Annotated in this window: 13 protein-coding genes; 8 read left to right on the top strand and 5 right to left on the bottom strand. The window is 59.0% G+C overall.

The genetic code is table 11. From position 1 onward, the window contains the following. Window positions 1–199 precede the first annotated feature (199 nt). Complete coding sequence (locus ACNAOU_RS09445) at window positions 200–868, top strand: helix-turn-helix domain-containing protein (protein ID WP_422758492.1); 669 nt, start codon at window positions 200–202, stop codon at window positions 866–868. Window positions 869–976: 108 nt separating this feature from the next. On the opposite strand, the gene ACNAOU_RS09450 is transcribed toward ACNAOU_RS09445, so the two are convergent. Together ACNAOU_RS09450 and ACNAOU_RS09455 are read right to left on the bottom strand one after the other, a co-directional pair. Next, window positions 977–1,840: an NAD(P)-dependent oxidoreductase gene (locus ACNAOU_RS09450; protein ID WP_422758493.1), complete on the bottom strand. Its 864-nt coding sequence runs from the start codon at window positions 1,838–1,840 to the stop codon at window positions 977–979. Further along, window positions 1,837–3,219, bottom strand: a complete 1,383-nt coding sequence (locus ACNAOU_RS09455) for a M24 family metallopeptidase (protein ID WP_422758494.1) — start codon at window positions 3,217–3,219, stop codon at window positions 1,837–1,839. The genes ACNAOU_RS09450 and ACNAOU_RS09455 overlap by 4 nt, the downstream gene beginning before the upstream one ends. 101 nt (window positions 3,220–3,320) lie before the next feature. Between ACNAOU_RS09455 and ACNAOU_RS09460 the strand changes: the two genes are divergently transcribed. Next, entirely contained in the window at window positions 3,321–4,016 is a 696-nt protein-coding gene (locus ACNAOU_RS09460) for a helix-turn-helix domain-containing protein (protein WP_422758495.1), read from the top strand. 98 nt (window positions 4,017–4,114) lie between these two features. Here the strand turns inward: ACNAOU_RS09460 and ACNAOU_RS09465 are convergent, their stop codons facing one another. Continuing rightward, entirely contained in the window at window positions 4,115–4,435 is a 321-nt protein-coding gene (locus ACNAOU_RS09465) for a RidA family protein (protein WP_422758496.1), read from the bottom strand. Window positions 4,436–5,085: 650 nt separating this feature from the next. Here ACNAOU_RS09465 and ACNAOU_RS09470 point away from each other — a divergent pair. After that, window positions 5,086–6,018: an N-acyl homoserine lactonase family protein gene (locus tag ACNAOU_RS09470; protein WP_422758497.1), complete on the top strand. Its 933-nt coding sequence runs from the start codon at window positions 5,086–5,088 to the stop codon at window positions 6,016–6,018. Window positions 6,019–6,472: 454 nt separating this feature from the next. Here ACNAOU_RS09470 and ACNAOU_RS09475 read toward each other — a convergent pair whose 3' ends face one another. Continuing rightward, window positions 6,473–6,928 (bottom strand): VOC family protein, encoded by a 456-nt coding sequence (locus ACNAOU_RS09475; protein WP_422758498.1) that lies wholly within the window; start codon window positions 6,926–6,928, stop codon window positions 6,473–6,475. A 109-nt stretch (window positions 6,929–7,037) separates the two neighbouring features. After that, window positions 7,038–7,709 carry a GntR family transcriptional regulator gene (locus tag ACNAOU_RS09480; protein WP_422758499.1) on the bottom strand — a complete coding sequence of 224 codons (672 nt, stop codon included), beginning with the start codon at window positions 7,707–7,709 and terminating at the stop codon, window positions 7,038–7,040. A gap of 145 nt (window positions 7,710–7,854) precedes the next feature. Between ACNAOU_RS09480 and ACNAOU_RS09485 the strand changes: the two genes are divergently transcribed. The 5 genes from ACNAOU_RS09485 to leuD all read left to right on the top strand — a co-directional run bounded on the left by ACNAOU_RS09485 (window position 7,855) and on the right by leuD (window position 15,657). Then, entirely contained in the window at window positions 7,855–10,068 is a 2,214-nt protein-coding gene (locus ACNAOU_RS09485; protein WP_422758500.1) for an alpha-ketoacid dehydrogenase subunit alpha/beta, read from the top strand. A 25-nt stretch (window positions 10,069–10,093) separates the two neighbouring features. Then, a complete protein-coding gene (locus ACNAOU_RS09490; protein ID WP_422758501.1) occupies window positions 10,094–11,395 on the top strand; it encodes a dihydrolipoamide acetyltransferase family protein in 1,302 nt (433 codons plus the stop codon). Window positions 11,396–11,770: 375 nt separating this feature from the next. After that, window positions 11,771–13,249: an NAD-dependent succinate-semialdehyde dehydrogenase gene (locus tag ACNAOU_RS09495; protein ID WP_422758502.1), complete on the top strand. Its 1,479-nt coding sequence runs from the start codon at window positions 11,771–11,773 to the stop codon at window positions 13,247–13,249. A 341-nt stretch (window positions 13,250–13,590) separates the two neighbouring features. Next, window positions 13,591–15,042 (top strand): 3-isopropylmalate dehydratase large subunit, encoded by a 1,452-nt coding sequence (gene leuC / locus ACNAOU_RS09500; RefSeq protein WP_422758670.1) that lies wholly within the window; start codon window positions 13,591–13,593, stop codon window positions 15,040–15,042. 9 nt (window positions 15,043–15,051) lie between these two features. Next, the gene (gene leuD, locus ACNAOU_RS09505) at window positions 15,052–15,657 is read left to right on the top strand and encodes a 3-isopropylmalate dehydratase small subunit (protein WP_422758503.1); all 606 of its coding nucleotides are present in this window, start codon (window positions 15,052–15,054) and stop codon (window positions 15,655–15,657) included. Window positions 15,658–15,783 lie beyond the last annotated feature (126 nt).

A 15,783-nucleotide genomic window follows, 5' to 3' on the forward strand; every position in this document is an offset into this window, starting at 1 on the left:
GCGGGTCACGATGAAGAGCAGGAAGAGTAATTCAATTGCGGGTCTCAGACTCTGAGTGGGCGGATTTCCGTTGGTTTTCCGGCGTTTCTATTGGGAAGTCCCAAGTGAGCAGCTACGGTAGGCTGAGAATCTGTACTGAACAGTGCTGAAGCAGGAGTATGTTCTGCTCTGACCACGTGACAACAGCAACGAGGATGGCGTGACTACAGAATTAGGCGAAGGGATCCGCGCGCAGCGGGAACGCAAAGGACTCAGCTTGAGGGCTGTCGCCTCGTCCGTTGGAATATCCGCGAGCATGCTGTCGCAAGTGGAGACGGGTAAGCTTCATCCGTCGGTTTCTACGCTTTACGAGATCGCATCTTATCTGGACGTTTCCGTCGACGCTCTCATGGGTCTCGGAAGTGTTCCGGAGTACTCGAGCCGGCGAAATGAACCCTCGCTCAATGTCGCAGTGATGCGTTCCGGCATGGGGTCACGCGTTAAAAGGGCTCACGGGGTCATATGGGAGTCCCTGGCGGCTCAGCCGGACTGGAATGTCGAATCGACGCTTGTGACGTACGAGCCCGGGGGCGGAGCTTCCGCAGGCCGGAAATTGACCCGCCACAATGGTATTGAATCCGGTTATATCCTGGCGGGTGAGATCACCCTGTATTTGGGCTTCGAACAAACAGTTCTGCGCCCAGGCGACTCCTTCAGTTTTGATGCCACAGGTCCCCACTTGTTCGTGAACGAAACCGACCGGGAAGCCAAGGGAATTTGGTTTGTCGCGGGTGCCAGGGAAACGGGGGGCCTGACCCTGACGGGCGGTGCGACGAAGGCTGACCAAAACCGGAAAGACCCCCTACGGGTGCTCCGTACGGGGGAATAAAAGCCAGGTGCGGCTGCCGCCCGACCTTTCTGTATTCGGGCTTTCGGTAGACAGGCGGGAGTTCACTATGGGGTGTATCAGTGCCGGCACCGATACACCCCACCGCGATTACTGTTGGCGCGTGATTTCAGCTATCGCGGACCAGTCAACGTCACGAAGTTTCGGATCGCTAAGAGCCGCATCGAAAACAGACACCAGAGCCGGGAGCGTGGGCAGGGTGAGGTTCGTAGATCTGGCGAGCTCTGCTGCCAATCCGAGGTCCTTACGTCCCAACGCGACCGTGAAGCCGGCCGGTGTGTATTGCTGTTTGGCGATCAAGGTTCCATATCCGGTGTAAACCACTCCGCCGAACAAGGTTGACGACAATAGTTCTGCAAAGGTCGACGGATCGACACCCACCCGTTCGGACATGGCGATAGACTCGCCCATGGCTTGGATTGCATGGATGATGTTGTAGTTGACAGCAATTTTGACCGCATTTGCCACCGACGGTTTCGTGCCGAGCTGCCACACGCGCTTACCGAGCACCTCCAGATAGGGGGTGACGGAATTAATCGACGCAGTGTTCCCTGCGACCAGGATCTGGAGTTGGCCGGCGGCAGCAACTTCGGGGCGTCCCAAAACCGGCGCCGCCACGTACTTCGCGCCGGCTGCTTCGAATCGCTGCGATAGCCGGTCGGCCAGTGCCGGGCTGATAGAGGCCATGACAACATGTGTGTTGGGCCCGGCAGCTGTGATCGCTGCCTCGGTCAGCACCGCCTCAACTGCAGCGTCATTGGCCAACATGGAGAACGATACCTCTGCGGAAAGAGCTTCGACGGGTGTGGCTGCCAACCTGGCGCCAAGTTCGATCAGGTCTTCTGCCTTCTCCGGTGAGCGGTTCCACACCAAAACGTCGTGGCCCGCCGCGAGCAGTCGTTTGGCCATATCGGTACCCATGTTGCCGAGGCCAAGAAAGCCCAGGGTCGTCATGCTTCCCCCCGACCCCATGAAGTGTTCTTGTGGGACTGGGGATCCCGCTCGAGGTTCAGCGGACCGTCAATCGTGTAGTACTTTTTACCGGCCACGATCAGGTCTTCCGCGGGGAACTTGGTAATGACTTCACAACCGTTGGCCGTGACAACGACTTCTTCTTCGATGCGCGCTGCACCCCAGCCATCAGCCGAAGGCCAGTATGTCTCCAGGGCGAATACCATGCCCTCTTCGATGAGTTCAGGGTGGTCAAGGGACGTGAGTCGGGAGAAGATCGGCTTTTCCCAAATCGAAAGACCAACGCCGTGCCCGTATTGCAGCGCGAAGGCTGCCATTTCATCAGGGAAGCCGAATTCTTCTGCTTTAGGCCACACCTTCACGATATCGGCTGTCGTCGCGCCAGGTCGGACCAATGCGATGGCTTTATCCATGTACTCCCTCGCGCGCTTGTACGCGTCTCGCTGAGCACTGCTTGCGGAGCCTACAGCGAACGTACGGTAGTAGCACGTGCGGTAGCCGTTGTAGCTGTGGAGAATGTCAAAAAAGGCAGGGTCACCCGGACGGATCAGCCGGTCCGAGAAAACATGGGGATGGGGCGCGCAGCGCTCACCGGATATGGCGTTAACGCCTTCTACGTACTCGGATCCCAAGTCGTAGAGTGTCTTGGCAACCAGACCTACAACTTCGTTTTCACGTACACCCGGCCTTAGGAACCGGTACAGCTCTTCATAAGCTGCGTCCACCATGGAGGCCGCTTGTGTTAGAAGCCGGATTTCGTCGTTTGTCTTGATCCGACGGGCCTCCATGAAGACCTGCTGTCCGTCGATTACCTTGATGCCCTCGCGCTGCAGGGCCATAAGAACCGGCATCTCAATAACGTCGACGCCCAGGGGTTCGTTGGCGAGCCCGAACTTCTCCAACTCGCGTTTGATCTTCTTAGCGACATCCTCTGCCATCTTGGCGTCCGGCGGGAAAGCGCCTCGGAGGGTTGAAAGGCCCGCGCGGGCACCGCTCTCGAGGCGGGGCTTGACTGCCCCGTGGTGAGGCGCGTGGGGATTGGCGTCCATCTCAGACGTGGTGACGTCAAGCCAAGGGTTGTACAAGGCATGATGCTTGGCTGCTGAGCCGAAGTCCCACACGATGGGGTCCGTATTGCGCGTAAGCAGCGAGAAGCGGATCAGCTTGTCCATGGCCCACGTCCCAATGTGGGTAGCGCTCATGTAACGAATGTTGGAGAAGTCGAAGGCCAGTACGGCGCCGAGTTCCGACTTGTCGAGTTCGGCCTTCAGCCGTGCCAGGCGTTCGCTCCTGAGCCTGTCGAAATTCACCCGCTCTTCCCAGTCGATGGCGTTTGTTCCTGTAGTGCCGGTATTCCTCATCGAAACCTTCCTCCATGTTGGTGTTAAGTGGCCGTTCAGTACAGCTTAACATAGTGATGTGTATTCTGGAGGAAACTCAACTGATTTTTCGGAGATGAAAAATGTCCACTGAACAGAGCATTGGAACCCGGCTGCGGCAGGCGAGGCAGGCCCGCGGGGTCAGCCTGCGCAGTGTTGCCCTGGAGCTAGGGGTTTCGGCGAGTTTGATTTCGCAGGTGGAGACTGGAAAGAGCAAGCCGTCAGTTGCGACGCTGTACGCATTTGCCAATCTTTTGGGTGTATCGCTGGACGATGTACTCGGTTTGGAAGGCGCTGCGCCGCAGTCCCGCCAAACAATCAGCGCGGGGAACGTCCCAGAGGTGCAGCGGGCTGCCGATAATCCATCAATCGAAATGGAAAACGGCGTTCGCTGGGAACGCCTGGCCGGCGGCGTAGGTGGTCCTGCGGAGTCTTTGCTGGTGACGTACGCGCCCGGGGCTTCCAGTTCGCAAGACGGACGCTTGATGAGGCACCCTGGTGTCGAGTACGCCTACGTATTGGAAGGCGTCATAACGCTGCAACTCGAAGACGGAATTCATGAGTTGGGGCCGGGGGATTCACTCCAATTCGATTCGATGCGATCGCATATGTTCGCCAACCGTGGAACTTCGGTAGCCCGCGGTGTTTGGTTCGTAGTGGGGCGGCATACCAGTGGTAACTTGCCTGCTAATGACCGGGACCGCGGCGGTTCCGCGACTTCCCCCGTTGAGGTCCTGCAGCGCAGTGACTCCATGGATCACGAAGACGCAAACAGGTGAGCCTTTACTCACCTCGCTCTATAGAACTGACCCAGGGCAGGCTCGTCGGCGCAGCCGTCTAAACCTGCCCTGGCGGCGTCCACGGCCTCCGGGTGTCGCTAGACAGCGGCAATCGCGTCAATCTCGATAGTGGCGCCGTTATAAAGGGAGTGAACTCCGATGACAGTGCTTGCCGACGGATTTCCAGCCTTGACGATCCCGTCGCGGGTCTTGCGCCAGGTCACGAGCTTTTCCTGATCCAGTTCAGTGATGTAAACATTTACCCGCACTAGGTCCTCATATGTGGCCCCGCCAGCCTTGAGGGCACGCTCAAGCTCGGCGTAGGTCAGTTCGATGGCCCGGGCGAAGTCTTCGGGGACTGAACCATCCTCTTCAAATCCAACTTGTCCGGAAATGAACAGCAGATCGCCTGAGGTCACTCTGACAGAATCTGAAATCCCGGGGACTACGGGAGCGGGAGTATGTGAAATACGGGCGTTCGACACGGGAGTCTCCTAGAATTTTCGATGTTCAGCGTCTATATGCGCTTTCAGAAGTACAGCACACCTGAACAGTGGACTTCAAGCGAGGCTCTCTCTAGTCCGCTCCGTGCCGCAATAGAGTCCAGTAGATCGCAGTAAATCCGCTGTTCTCACTCACCACCTAGATACATCATGTAATAAACATGGCGCTTGGATCCCGATCGGTGTCAAGTCACACTTGACACCGGTAGGGTTTCAGGCTGTAGCCTACGTCACATGGTGTAGCTGTTCAGGCGCACGCCGCAGGATCCGTATGCGGAGGCCATGTCGTTCCACAAGGCACGAATACGCACCTTGTCACGATGTCTCATCACATGATTTGGAGGCGCGGGTGTGTGACTGGAGACCTGTGAGAGAACTTGGCTAGCCATCCGGGCACAGGCGGCCCGGCTGCTGGTTCAACAACCGCTACTGGGGCGGCCATGGCCGTCGTTGCTGTGGATCATCCTTACCCGGGACTAAGCCCCGCCTTGCGCGAAGGCTTTGGTGTCCGTTGCTTCATCTAATCCCTACATAAACAGTTAGTCCTGATCTAAGGAGTCTTCACGGTGACCCAACTAGGTGGAAACAATCCCGAAATCCCCGCCGGCCTCAAAACTGACTATTCGATATGGTCGTTGGAGTTCTGCCATGCGGACATGCCCCACGATTTCTTCGGAGGGGCCGGACTATTCAGTAACCAAGGCATAGTCCGTATTCCCATGCTTTATACACTCGTGGTAGGCGGGGAAGTTGGCGGGAAACAGACCGTGGCGCTCGTGGACTGCGGCTTCCGCAATGACTACTGGCTCGACCGCTACGCCTTCTCAAACTGGGAGAGCCCCACAGACGTGCTGGCGCGTGTGGGATTCACGCCGGAAGACGTCGACGTCATCTTGGTTTCCCATATGCATTTCGACCACATGGGGAACTTCGAGGCGTTCCCGAACGCCCAGCTCTACGTTCAGTTTGATGAATATGTTGGATGGTCGATGGCCGTCAACAACGCCAACCAGATGATGTCTGAGGAGGAGAAAGCCTGGGTCTTCTCCTCCTTTGACCCCCAGGATCTTGCGAAGGCTGCGCAGGGCATTGCCGATGGAAAGATCCGCTTCGTGGAGGGCGACGCGGAACTCCTTCCTGGCATTACGGCCCGCTTGGCAAAGGACTCGCACACCTTTGGCTCGCAGTGGTTCAAGATTGAGACCCAAAACGGACCGTACGTCGCAGCTGGCGACACGGTCTACTGGTATTCAAACATTGAGAAGATGTGGGCTCCGGGGTACGGCCAGGGAAATTCATTCAATCTGATCAACCTTTACGGCACCCTGAAGCAGGAACTGAAGAGGGAAACAAGCCGTATCATTCCGGGCCATGATCCCGAGATCGCGCTGCGGCACACCTCTTGGCTGACGGAAAGTGGCAATTCAATTACCGAAATCAACCTACGCGGAAATGATCATTCCAGGCTTCCTGCCGGCGCCGCACGGCTGCTGGGTTAGGCTGGCTCGGCGCACTGCCACGGACCTGGGAGTCTAATTTCTTTTGAGGGCCCGTTAACCGTGTAACAGAAACACGGCCAACGGACCGAAACAGCGTTGAGTCTGAGCACGGTTACTGCGGGGCATCCAGCCGCCGCAGTAACCGTGCTCTGTTTTAAGTCGCGGCAGAGGGAAACTCGAACTTGGGATTCCGGGTCCCCTCCGCGGCCCGATGCAACGCAGATAACGCCCTTTTTGTCATAGGCACCCAGCAGTCTCCACGTCGCGATTCTTGACGTTCCCAGATGGCATCAAGTGCGCCAAGGCCCCGATAGCGGCAGTCGGGCGGGTTACCTACCAGCGTGGGCGACCCGCGAGGCCAGAAGGAGAGTTCAACGGGCGGTCCTTGCGGGCGTAAAGCTCAGGACGGCCGCCGTCGAATGAAAATAAAAACTCTGGTGCGGCCGGCTGCTGGTCAGGGCTTCCAGAGGTGCAGCTCGCTGTTTTTCTCGTATGCCTTGCCGCCCGGAAACGACACCAACTCGAATTGCATCCCCCAAGGAGACAGGAAGTAGACCCATCGCTGTCCAAAGCTTGCGCCGGAGCTCGCCGTAGGCTCGCCCAGGATCCGGATACCCTTTTTCTTCAGGTGCGCGATAGCGTCATCCAGATCATCGACGTAGAACGCCAGGTGGTGGCCTCCAACGTCACTGTTGCGGGGCTGCTCCCTGCGCTGATCGGGTGACTTGTAGTGGAAGACCTCAAAGTTGGCACCATTGAAGCAGCGGTAAAAGCGGATTTCGACCATTTCCGCGTCGGGATGAACGTTGAGTTTGGTTGTCATAAGTTCAGGATCCTGGGGAAAAGGTCCAAGGGAGTAGACGTGGTTGCAGCCGATCACGTTCACGAAGAAGTCATGGGCCTCTTCCATGCTAGGAACGGTAAAGCCAACATGATCAGTTCCCCTGATCCCGGGAATTCCCCGCCTCGATGTTTGGGCGGGTACTGCATCGGGCACGCTCATTGATTGCTCCTGGTTCTTATCGATTGAAAATTTCTGGGTGATCCAACAGGGAAACCCGCGTCTTGCGAATATGCATGGCGAGGAGTTCCTCGGCCGATCGCGCATCACGCCGTCGTATGGCTGCGACGATCATGCGGTGCTCAAGGTGTGTTTCCTCGAGGTGGTCGGGGCCGGTCAGCTGGACATACGCACGCCGGTAATGCTGCGTTGTGTTCCACAGACGTTCCACCATCTCCAAGAGTGCCGGCATGTTCGCATCTCGAAATGAAAGCAAATGGAACTCACGGTCCAGCTCAACGAAGTCCTCAACGTCACTGCAGCGTTCCATGTCCTTGGCAAGCAATTCCAGTCTCGCAATGTCGTCTGCATGAATCCGTCCTACAGCCTGTCCCAAGGCCAACGGCTCCAGTCGCTCGCGTATTAGGTACGATTCCTGGCACTCCTGAAGGTTCATCGAGCTGACCCAAGCACCCGTGGAAGCTACGAGGGCAACCAGCCCTCGCGATTCAAGAATTCTCAGGGCTTCACGGATGGGCAACCTGCTGACGCCGAACTCCTCGGCGATTTGTTCCTGCCGGATACGCGTTCCGGGCAAAAGGCTCCCGCTGAGGATCTGTTGGCCGAGCTCGTCCGCGATTCTCAGACTCGCCGCCCCTGGCCTCTTGATTACTTCGCTTTCGGTGGTCATGTATCTAGCATACGAAGCTTAGGTCATTGGATCCATTGATACGAGATTCTGTGTGCAAGGGCTCCATTACAGCTTGTATTGGATCCAATCATGGCCTACTGTGAAACAAAGCACAGAATCAGCACTACCTGCAACGGAGCCGTAGATGTCCACCAGCACACCCTTGGAACTTTCAACAGACTGCACCGAACTGCGTACCACTCGGGCGGATTGGGACGCAGCTCCCGCCGGACTTCTGGAGTCAATGTTGGTCCAGATGACAGCCATCCGAGTTTTCGAAGAGGCCGTTCTACAGCTCGCAGGGGAGGGGCTGGTCCATGGGCCGGCGCACTCAAGTATTGGTCAGGAGGGAGCGGCCGTTGGGTCGGTTCTGGCCCTGCAAGGACGCGACGGTGTTAACGGCACCCACCGCGGCCACCACCAGTTCCTCGCAAAGGGCCTGGCCTTTCTTTGCCCTGAAGGCTTGTCCGTTGTCGACGGACTCAAAACGGACGCGGTCAAGGAATTCATCCACCGGACAATGTCGGAAATCCTTGGGCTGAAAGCAGGCTTCAGTGGGGGCCGCGGAGGCTCCATGCATTTGCAGTGGTTGGATGCCGGGGCCCTTGGCACCAATGCAATTGTGGGTGGAGGTGTTCCCCTCGCAGCAGGTAACGCGTGGGCGCAGCGCCATGATGCTGAGGTTGCGCCGGAGGCAGCCGAAAGTGGCATGGGTGTTACCGTCACCTACTTCGGTGATGGCGCATCCAACATTGGATCCACGCTTGAGACGATGAATCTCGCGGCGGCTTGGCGACTCCCACTGTGCTTCTACATCGAAAACAATCTCTACGCGGTGTCGACTCACGTCGCGGATGTCACTGGCGAACCACGACTCGCAGCGCGCGGTCCCGGATTTGGCATCAAATCGTGGCGTGTGGACGGCATGGACCCTCTGGCGGTCTATCTGGCTCAGCAAGCTGCAGTGGAATACATGCGTGCCGGCAAGGGAGCCACTCTCATAGAGGCCGAAACTTACCGGTATTTCCATCAGAACGGTCCTTTCCCTGGCAGCGCTTTTGGGTACCGGAGCAAAGAGGAAGAGAAGCAGTGGCGCGATCGGGATCCCTTGGCCAAGGTTGCCGGCGAGATGATCCGGCGGGGACTGCTGACCGAGACTCAGCAGGCAGACTTGATCGCACAGATCACCGAGCTGGTCGCTGGATCGGTAGCGGAAATCACCGAAAAGGATCCGGAAAGCACCAAGGGTGCGCGGCGCATCCGACCGGCACTCTGGCCGGATCCGGGAGCCGTGGACTCGGGTATCCGGAGCGACCAGCCACTCACCGGCAGGATCTTGGGAGACGTGTCCGACGGCGGAACTGTTGAGCGCCGCTTCGTGGACGCAATAGCGGATGTCCTTGATCGACGTATGGCTGAAGACCCGGGTGTCCTCGTCCTGGGTGAAGACATCCACCGCCTCAAGGGAGGCACCAATGGGGCCACCCGGGGGTTGAAGGATACGTATCCCGACCGAGTGTTGGGAACCCCTATCAGTGAAAATGCGTTCGCGGGCCTCGCGGGCGGGCTTTCCATGACCGGCCGCTATAAGCCCGTAGTGGAGTTCATGTACTCCGACTTCCTGTGGGTTGCCGCTGACCAAATTTTCAACCAGATCGGCAAAGCGCGCCACATGTTCGGCGGTCACTCCAGCATGCCGGTTGTCTTGCGGTCGAAGGTGGCGATGGGAGCCGGCTATGGATCCCAGCACTCCATGGACCCTGCGGGCATCTTTGCGAACAATCCTGGGTGGCGGATCGTGGCGCCGTCCACGCCCCGTGAGTACATCGGCCTCATGAATGCAGCGCTGGAGCTCGATGACCCGGTGCTTGTGCTGGAGCACGTGGACCTCTACGCCATTAAGGGACAGATACCTGAGGGAGACCTCGACTACCAATTGCCGTTGGGTAAGGCAGCCATTCGACGTCAAGGTGAGGGCGTCACTGTCCTGACGTACTTGAATATGGTGGAGATTTCCTTGCAAGCGGCCGAACAACGTCCGGACTTGGACGCTGAGGTCATCGATCTTCGGTGGCTCGACCGCGCGTCCCTGGACTGGGAATCAATTGGTGCCTCTATCCAGAAGACCAACAATGTGCTGATCGTTGAGCAGGGGGCCCGGGGGACTTCCTACGGTGGCTGGTTGTCTGACGAAATCCAGCGCAGGTTCTTCGATTACCTCGATCAGCCCATCCAGAGGGTCACGGGAAGGGAAGCGGCTCCCAGTATCTCCAAGGTCCTCGAAGCTGCTGCGAACGCCGACCTCAATGATGTCCTTGCAGGCTTCGATGAAGTAGCCCGCAATCTCGGACGCTCCTGACTGAACGTAAAGAAGGACAGATACCATGGCAACAATCATCACCATGCCGGCCGTCGTGGCCGACGCGACTGAGGCTGCGCTTCAAGATTGGCTTGTGTCCGTTGGAGACACCATCACCAGCGGCCAGCCAATCGCAGAAATTGAGACCGAGAAAGCAACGGTCGAAATGCAGTCTGAGGCGGGTGGCACGATCGGCAGGCTCTTGGTGGAGCCCGGAACTTCCGTGAACGTTGGCGAACCTATTGCCGTACTCGTCGAAGCAGGTGAGGACGAAGCTTCCATCGATCGGCAGATAGCGTCCGCTGGAGGCGGTAACGGCACCGCAAACGCGCCCGTCCCGGAGGACACGGAAGCGCCCGCAACTGAGCGCGAGTCAAAGCCCGTCGCGTCGGACGGGGCCATTGTTGAGCCGGAGCAGCTTAATGGCCAGACCCGTGTCTTCGGTTCACCTTTGGCCCGCAAAATGGCCAAAGACCTCGGAGTGGACTTGTCCGCCCTGTTAGGTTCCGGCCCAAATGGGCGGATCCTCAGGGGCGATGTCGAGGTCGCCTACAAACAGCAGGCTACCCAGGCAGACACGCCCCCAGTCTCTGCCAAGAGTGATCCTGCGGTGCCGCCGGCGGCGGGTCCAGTCGAGGAAACATATACGGATGTTCCGCTCTCCGGAATGCGCAAGGCCATCGCACGCAGGCTCACTGAATCAAAGACCAGCGTGCCGCACTTCTACGTCTCCGTCGACGTCGAGATGGATGCCTTGCTGGGACTACGGCGGCAAATCAATACCGACGGTGCCGCCAGCGGATTGAAAGTAACTGTCAATGACCTGGTGCTGAAGGCTCTCGCTGGCGCCCTCGTTGACGTGCCGGAAGCCAACGCATCCTGGCAGGGAAACAGTATCCGCCGCTACTCTACGGTGGATATTTCGGTTGCCATTGCAACCGGCGACGGATTGCTCACTCCGGTTGTCCGCGGTTTGGAGAGTCTTTCCATGACCTCGCTCGGTAAGGTCATGGGCGACTTCAAAGAACGTTCCGCAGCTGGACGGATCCGACAGCAGGAACTTGAAGGCGGCTCGTTCAGCCTGACCAATTTGGGAATGTTCGGCACCCGTGAGTTCTCCGCAATCCTCAATCCACCTCAGGCCGGAATCCTTGCGGTCGGTGCTGCCGAGCAGCGTCCGGTAGTGCGCGACGGGCAGTTGGCGGTAGCGACTGTCATGTCGTGCACGTTGTCTGCTGATCACCGGGTCATCGATGGCGCCGTGGCAGCGCAACTGCTCGCCGCGTTCAAGCGTCGCATCGAGAACCCCTTGAGCATTCTTCTTTAGTGGCATGTGACGAAGGCCGGCAATGAGTCGACGGTGCCTATCCAGGACAAGCCACAGATGAACGAGGACAAACTGACGGAGCCAGTGCAGGTCGCCCGACTGCGTTCAGGTGATTGGGTCCAAGTGACACGCCGAGGCCAACTGTGCTTTGGCGGAATCATTGATGAAGTCTCGAGCAAGCTCGAACTTGTGTGGATCCGGGAACCCGTGATGGGCGAGCGAAAGCTTTTCTCGCCTCCCGAGTACGCGTTTCATCGTTTCGATGGCCCATATCGTCACCGGCCTGGCTACAGACATGAAGAGGAATCCAAACAGAGGGCCGACCCTCTTCTCGAGGCCGGCGACGGCCGCCACTACAACCAAGATTGGAACCCCATGACATCTGTTCTCACAGAAGCGGCTTTGCTGGAGTCTGTCCCGACCGGCCTGCTGATTGACGGCCAATGGCGTCCCGCAGGCTCGGGGAAGTCGTTCGACGTCGAAGATCCCGCCACCGGCAAGGTCCTGCTTAGTATCGCTGACGCCAGCGCTGAAGATGCGGCTGAGGCCCTTAATGCTGCTGTCAACGCACAGGCCTCTTGGGCGGCTACACCTGCCCGCGTGCGGGGAGAGATATTGCGCAAGGCGTTTGAGCTTGTCACCGAGCGGGCAGAAGACTTTGCCCTCCTTATGACAATCGAAATGGGTAAGCCGCTGTCGGAGGCCCGGGGAGAGGTGGCCTATGGCGCCGAGTTCCTGCGATGGTTTTCGGAGGAGGCTGTCCGGGCCTATGGTCGGTATTCGGTTTCACCTGACGGTAAGTCCAGGTTGCTTGTTCAAAAGAAACCGGTGGGCCCTTGCCTGCTGATCACGCCGTGGAACTTTCCGTTGGCGATGGCTACCCGTAAGGTAGCTCCCGCAGTTGCGGCTGGCTGCACCATGGTGCTCAAACCGGCCAAGCTCACTCCGCTGACGTCTATGTTGTTCGCATCGGTGATGCAGGAAGCCGGCCTGCCTCGTGGCGTGTTAAACGTAATTCCGTCAACTAGCGCGGGTGCCACCACGGGACCTCTGATCCGGGATCCCAGACTGCGGAAGCTGTCGTTCACCGGCTCTACGGAGGTTGGTCGGCGTTTGTTGGCCGATGCGTCCGAAACCGTACTTCGCACTTCGATGGAGCTTGGTGGAAATGCGCCATTTGTCGTCTTTGAGGATGCTGACATTGATGCCGCTGTCAACGGGGCGATGCTTGCCAAGCTCCGGAATATGGGTGAGGCCTGCACAGCAGCCAACCGGTTCATTGTGCACGAGGCCGTCGCCGCGGAATTCGCGGAAAAGTTCGCTGCGAAGATGTCCACGATGACACCAGCCCGCGGTACGGAAGAGGATTCGAAGGTCGGGCCCTTGATCGACGCAAAGAGCAGGGACAAGGTCCACGAGCTCGTCACCGATGCTTTGGCGGCCGGTGCAACGGCGGTGCTAGGCGGGGCGGCGGTGGACGGCCCCGGGTATTTCTATCAACCCACGATCCTTACCGGAGTGAAGGAAGGTGTCCGGATTCTGTCCGAAGAGATCTTCGGTCCGGTGGCTCCCATTATCACCTTTACCGATGAAGATCAGGCCGTACGCCTGGCCAACAGCACTGAGTACGGCTTGGTGGCCTACGTTTTTACTAAGGATCTCAACCGTGGGCTACGGATGGGCGAACGCCTTGAAACAGGAATGCTGGGACTGAACGCCGGCGTGGTATCGAACGCTGCCGCACCATTTGGCGGAGTTAAGCAGTCGGGCCTGGGCCGCGAGGGTGGAGTCGAGGGCATCGATGAGTACCTTTACACGCAGTACGTTGGCATCGCCGATCCTTACGCAGCCTAGCCGTCAACTGAAAGCCAGCTACCTGCCGGTCGGGAGTTTGATCGCCGCAGCGTAAGTCTTGGATGAGGGGATTGCGGTTGGCTGAACCGACAGAGGCCGGCGTACGCGTGTATCGCGTAGGCCGGCTTTTGTTTGCGATGCGGAGAATCCGTTGGGGCCGCCTCAACACGCGCATGTGGAGCAAACCGAACCCACGCCCGTGAGGGACCTCCGTCAGATGGTTCCCAGAGGGCACTAAAACACGAAAAACATATCGAAAGCACCGGGATTGACGTTTTCAGTCGCCGGGTCATCGGTCTCCGAATTGATGGAAGGTCAAAAGGTAAATGGCAGGTTCAACCGTGGGAAAGACACTGGCCGAGAAGGTCTGGGACGCGCACGTTGTGCGCAAGGGTGAAGGCGAAGGAGCCAATGCCCAGCCTGATCTTCTCTTCATCGACCTTCACCTTGTCCATGAAGTAACGTCCCCGCAGGCATTCGAGGGCCTGCGCCTGGCCGGCCGGCCATTGCGACGCGTGGATCTCACTATTGCCACCGAAGACCACAACACTCCCACGCTGGACATCGACAAACCCATTGCGGACCTGACGAGCCGCACGCAGATTGAGACGCTGCGCGCCAACTGCAAGGAATTCGGCGTCCGCCTTCACTCCCTCGGTGACAAGGAACAGGGAATCGTGCACGTCGTGGGTCCGCAGCTGGGTCTGACGCAGCCCGGTATGACCGTGGTCTGCGGCGACTCGCACACCTCCACCCATGGCGCCTTCGGTGCGATGGCTTTTGGTATCGGCGCGTCCGAGGTGGAGCATGTCATGGCCACCCAGACGGTGTCCTTGAAGCCGTTCAAGACCATGGCCATCAACGTCGAAGGTACGCTGCGTCCGGGCGTTTCTGCCAAGGACATCATCCTCGCGGTGATCGCCAAGATCGGGACCGGCGGTGGCCAGGGCTACGTCCTGGAATACCGTGGTTCGGCTATCCGTGCCCTGTCCATGGACGCCCGCATGACCATCTGCAATATGTCCATCGAGGCCGGTGCCCGCGCCGGGATGGTGGCTCCGGATCAGACCACGTACGACTACATGCAGGGCCGTCCCCACGCGCCGGATGGCGCGGACTGGGATGCCGCCGTCGAGTACTGGAACACGCTGCACACCGACGCCGACGCGACCTTCGACGTCGAGGTGGACCTGGATGCTGACACGCTTGAGCCGTTCGTGACCTGGGGTACCAACCCGGGCCAGGGCGTTTCACTGTCTGCCAAGGTTCCGTCGCCGGAAGACTTCGGTGATGAGAATGCCAAGGCTGCCGCTGAGCGTGCCTTGCAGTACATGGGCTTGGAAGCCGGAACGCCCATGAAGGACATCCGTGTGGACACCGTGTTCCTGGGGTCCTGCACGAACTCCCGTATTGAGGACCTGCGCGCTGCAGCGGATATCATTCGTGGCCGCGAAAAGGACCCCAACATCCGGATGCTGGTGGTTCCCGGATCGGCGCGTGTCCGGTTGGAAGCCGAGGCCGAGGGCCTGGACAGGGTCTTCAAGGACTTCGGTGCCGAGTGGCGCTTTGCCGGTTGTTCCATGTGCTTGGGCATGAACCCGGACCAGCTGGAACCGGGGGAGCGTTGCGCCTCAACATCCAACCGCAACTTTGAGGGACGCCAGGGCAAGGGCGGCCGCACGCACCTGGTCTCGCCGGTGGTGGCCGCGGCCACGGCTGTCCGAGGCACGTTGAGCTCGCCGTCGGACCTTGAGTCCGCTGCCGCAGGCACACTGACCGGAACCGCAGTCTAGGAGGATCCCATGGAAGCTTTCACAACCCACACTGGCATCGGGGTCCCGCTGCGCCAGAGCAACGTGGACACGGACCAGATCATCCCCGCCGTGTACCTCAAGCGCATCACCCGGACAGGGTTCGAGGACGCCTTGTTCGCTGCCTGGCGGAAGGACGAGTCCTTCATCCTGAACCAGGCCCCGTTCAACGCCGGTTCCGTGCTGGTTGCAGGCCCGGACTTCGGTACCGGCTCATCACGTGAACACGCCGTTTGGGCGTTGAAGGATTACGGTTTCAAAGCTGTTCTGTCATCACGTTTTGCCGATATCTTCCGCGGCAACTCCGGCAAGCAAGGACTCCTCGCAGCCCAGGTGGCACAGGACGACATTGAACTGATCTGGAAGGTCCTGGAAATCCACCCAGGCGCTGAGGTGAAGGTGGACCTGGTCAGCAAGACGGTCGAGTGCGGCAATGTGGTGGCGCCGTTCGACATTGACGACTACACCCGCTGGCGCCTGCTGGAAGGCCTGGATGACATCGGCCTGACCCTCCAGCACGAAGAAGACATCACTGCGTACGAAGCCACCCGGCCGTCGTTCAAACCCTCCACCCTTCCAGCCCGAAGTGAACACTGACGGCTGTTTTCCCGAAGACTTGCCCATCAACAGAACAGCTCCGCAAGAATCCGCCCTCGGAGGGGAAGTTCTTGCGGAGCTGCTTTGTTGCGGTGGCGCTGACCGGTGAGGGAGTGGTTAGGCTTG

This window comes from Paenarthrobacter sp. C1 (assembly GCF_049315185.1).
GTDB classification, from domain to species: domain Bacteria; phylum Actinomycetota; class Actinomycetes; order Actinomycetales; family Micrococcaceae; genus Arthrobacter; species Arthrobacter nicotinovorans.